Consider the following 4114-nt stretch of genomic DNA (forward strand, 5'->3'; position numbering starts at 1 on the left):
CTCCGCACCGACGGGGGAACAGGGCGGGACCGCCCCGCAGTCCCGCCCTGTTCCCCCGTCGGTGCGGAGGGGCCCGTCGAACCGCCGCCCTCCTCCGGGGCGGCCGGTGAGCCGTCCTGCGGCGACCCGGACGGGCCGCCGGACGGCGCGTTCTGCGGGGGCGTGGTCCGCTCGTCGCCGGAGGCCTTGCCGTCGCCGCTGTCGCGGGTGAACCACTCGCCGGTGCCCGGGTCGCGGACCACGAACTCCTTCACCGGCTCGGTCGCCGGAGCCACCACCACCGTCCTCGACGGCTGGTAACCGGGCCACGCCCGGCCGACGGTCCTGGCACCGTCCTTCTGCTCGACCGGCCCGGTCAGCGGGTTGCCGCAGGCGCAGCGCACCCGGGGCATCCCCCGGTCGTCCACCAGGACCGCGGTCCCGGCCTGCAGCACCGACTGGAAGGCGGTGGGCCTGCGATCGCGGTAGCCGTGGTTGGTGACCCGCGTGTCCGCGCGGAGCTGAAGCGGGGTCAGGCCGCGCAGGTACGCCGGGACGCCCGCGGGGGCGAGGCCCAGCACCGAGGCGAACGCCCTGCTCTTCGACGGGTCCGACGACAGGGCGGTGATCTGCTTCTCCACGTCGCAGCTGGCGGCGTCGCGCGTGCCGCCGTACAGACCGGGCATGCCGCCTCTGTAGACCTGCCGTACGGTGCCCCCCGTCGTCGAGGGGCTCGGCAGTGCAGGTGTCGCCGAAGGCGCGGCGGTCTCCTCGGCCGTCGACCCCGTGAACGGGTTCGGTCCCGCGCTGCCCGCCGTCTGCAGGAACAGCTCGCCCTGCTTCCCGCCCGAGACGCCGCCGGGCCGGGTGAACACCACGGCCAGTGCCACCGCCGCCACCACGGCCGCGGTGATCGCGGCCACCTTGGGCACCGAGCGCCACCAGGGCCGTTCGTGTCCTCCGCCCTCTCCGCCGCCCTCTCCGCCGCCTCCGCCGCCGTCGTCCGGTGGTCCACCCGGTGGCGGGGGCGGTCCGCCCACGACGACCGTCGGCGTCCGGCGCCGCCGTCCGGGCGAGTCCCGGTCCTGGCCGGGCGACCTCGCCTCGTCGGTCCCGTCCGGTCCGGACAGCGGGCCCGAGGGCGGGCCCTCGGGGCGGGCGAGCGAGGGCGGTAGAACGCTCACAGGGCTTTCCTCCACTCGTCCCGGGCCGGCACCCCGGCCGGACGCGTCGCCGGTCGCTTCAGAAGCCCCACCTGTTGACCATTGTGTGCGTCCCCCTCACAGTCCCCGCAAGCCGACGCCCGCCGGGGACGGCGCGTCCGGACGCGCCCCGGGACGGGCCCTTGCGAGGGGTGCGCCGCCGCGTCTTCGGGGGGACCATGGAATCGCGTCGGCACGGGCGAGAGGGGACGGCGGACCGACCGGCCGGAACGGCAGGCGGAAGAGGCGCCCACCATGAGCGACACGGATCGGTACACGACCGGCCCGGAGCGGCTGGACGGGGTCTCGACGAGCCCGAGCGGGCTGATGGACCTCCTGGGTGTGGCCGCTGTGCTCCTGGAGGGCGACGGCCGGGTGGACATGTGGAGCCCGCAGGCCGAGGCGCTGTTCGGCTACACCGCGGAGGAGGCGGTCGGCCAGTACGCCGCCCACCTGCTGGTCCACGACACGCACCGCAAGCTCGTCATCGGGCTGTTCTCCGAGATCATGAAGACCGGCGAGAGCTGGGCGGGGTCCTTCCCGGTGCGCTGCAAGGACGGCGGCCGCCGGCTGGTGGAGTTCCGCAACATGCGGCTGATGGACAGCCTCGGCGACTACTACATCCTCGGGCTCGCCACCGACCAGTCCACCATGCGCGAGGTGGAGCAGGAGGTCGCCCTGTCCACGCGGCTGATCTCGCAGTCGCCGATCGGCATCGCCGTGCTGGACACCGGCTTGCGGTACCTCAGCCTCAACCCCGCGCTGGCGCGGTTCCACGGCACCTCGGTCCAGGACCACCTGGGGCGCCCGTTCCGCAGCGTCCTCCCGGGCCCCGACTACCGGGCGGTGGAGGCGGAGATGCGGCAGGTGCTGGCGTCGGGGGTACCGATGGTCGACCGCTACACCGTCGGCCGGACCCCGTCCGACCCGCGCAGCGAGCACGCCTGGGCGGTGTCCCTCTACCGGCTGGAGGACCACCGCGGGCACGTGCTGGGCCTCGCCGAGGTCGTCGTCGACATCACCGAGCGGCACCGCGCGGCCGCGGAGGCCGACCGGGCGCGGCGGCGGCTGGCGATGATCGCCGACGGCTCCGCCCGCATCGGCACCGCCCTGGAGGTCGAGCCGACGGTACGGGAACTCGTCGAGGTCGTCGTGCCCGACCTGGCGGACCTGGCGGCGGTCGACATCCTCGACAGCGTCCTGGACCAGCGCGCCCCCGCCGGCCGGCAGGACGCGCCGGTGTTCCGCTCCCTGGCGATCAGGACCGCCTACGCCACGGAGGCGGCCCATGCCGTCCCGGCCCCGGGCGAGGTCGTCACCTACCACGCGGAGCACCTCTCCGCCCAGTGCGTGCGCACGCTCCGCCCGCACATGATCGCGCACGCAGGCCAGCACGACCTCGAGCGCATCACCCCCGACCCCGAGTCGGCGCGGCTCCTCGCCGACGCCGGTGTGCACTCGTGCATGGCGATCCCGCTCATCGCCCGCGGCGAGGTGCTGGGCGTGCTGGGCATGAGCCGGGCCCGTACGCACGCGTCCTTCGACGAGGACGACCTGACCCTCGCCTGCGAGCTGGCCGCTCGCGCCGCCGTGTGCATCGACAACGCCCGCTGGTACCAGCAGGTGCGCAACACCGCCGAGACCCTGCAGCGCAGCCTCCTCCCGCAGCCGCAGCCGTACCATCCCGGCCTGGAGGTCGCCGCCCGCTACCGGCCCGCGCAGGCCAGGAGCAAGGTCGGCGGCGACTGGTACGACGTCATCCCGCTCGACGACGAGCGGACCGCGCTGGTCGTCGGCGACGTCATGGGCAGCGGCATCGACGCCGCCACGACCATGGGCCGGCTGCGCACCGCCACCTCGACACTGGCCGAGCTCGACCTGGACCCGGCCACGGTGCTGGGCCACCTCGACAAGATCACGCGCGGCCTCGACCCGTACATCGCGACGTGCGTGTACGCCCTGTACGACGCGCGCACGGCCGAGTGCCACCTGGCGACCGCCGGGCACCTGCCCCCGGTCCTGGTGCACGGCGACGGCTCCCCCGAACTGCTCGACCTGCCGACGGGGACGCCCCTGGGCGTCGGCGGCGTTCCGTTCGAGAGCACGAGCATCACGCTCGCGCCCGGGGACCGTCTCGTGCTGTACACCGACGGGCTCGTGGAGACCCGCGACGACCCGATCGACGAGCGCCTCGAACTGCTCCTGACCCTGCTCGGCACACCGGACGCCTCGGTGGAGGAGACCTGCGACCGGCTCCTGCGGGAGCTGAGGGGCGCCGACGACCACGACGACGTCGCCCTCCTGATCGCCCGCGCGGACCCGCACCGCCGGCCGCGGGGGCGCTTGTGATCAGGTGCCGCCGGGCGGGTGGTGACCGCGTCCCCGGGTGGGCTCGGCACCGGCAGGGTGGAATGCATGGGGTTCGGCCCCGGCGCACGCCCGGGCCGTACTGCCGCACGGAAAGGCGTGAGGGAATGGGACACGGCGGAAACGTGATCGCTGAGCTGCTGGCCGACCACCGCGAGGTCGAGGAGATCTTCGACCGCATGCAGTCGATGTCGACCGGCGACCCGGCGCTGCGGGAGCTGGTGGACGAGGTGACCATCGAGCTGGTGCGGCACTCGGTGGCGGAGGAGCAGTACCTCTACCCTGCCGTCCGCGAGCACGTCGAGGGCGGGGACCGCATCGCGGACAAGGAGATCGCGGACCACGCCAGGATCGAGGAACTGCTGAAGGAGCTGGAGCAGCTGCCACCGAACGACGGCCGGTTCCACCCCCTGCTGATGCGGCTGATGGACGAGGTCACCGCGCACGTCCAGGACGAGGAGGGCACGCTCTTCCCCGGGCTCAGCAGCGCCTGCTCCCCCGAGGCCCTCGACGACCTGGGCGACAAGGTGCGCCGCGCCAAGTCCCTCGCCCCCACCCGGCCCCAC

General features: G+C 74.3%; 3 protein-coding genes. 2 read left to right on the plus strand and 1 reads right to left on the minus strand.

Annotated elements, in window-relative coordinates; genetic code table 11:
- On the minus strand, window positions 1-1163 hold a 1163-nt coding region (locus tag PV350_RS45240), incomplete at its 3' end, for a DUF6777 domain-containing protein (RefSeq protein ID WP_500339144.1).
- Between the two features lie 273 nt (window positions 1164-1436).
- Here PV350_RS45240 and PV350_RS45245 point away from each other — a divergent pair.
- Both PV350_RS45245 and PV350_RS45250 read left to right on the plus strand, forming a co-directional pair.
- Window positions 1437-3530: a SpoIIE family protein phosphatase gene (locus PV350_RS45245; RefSeq protein ID WP_500339145.1), complete on the plus strand. Its 2094-nt coding sequence runs from the start codon at window positions 1437-1439 to the stop codon at window positions 3528-3530.
- Window positions 3531-3655: 125 nt separating this feature from the next.
- Window positions 3656-4114 (plus strand): hemerythrin domain-containing protein (locus tag PV350_RS45250; RefSeq protein ID WP_500339146.1); only part of this gene is annotated, 459 nt, incomplete at its 3' end.

Origin of the sequence: Streptomyces sp. PA03-6a, assembly GCF_033792765.1 — a bacterium.
GTDB lineage: Bacteria > Actinomycetota > Actinomycetes > Streptomycetales > Streptomycetaceae > Actinacidiphila.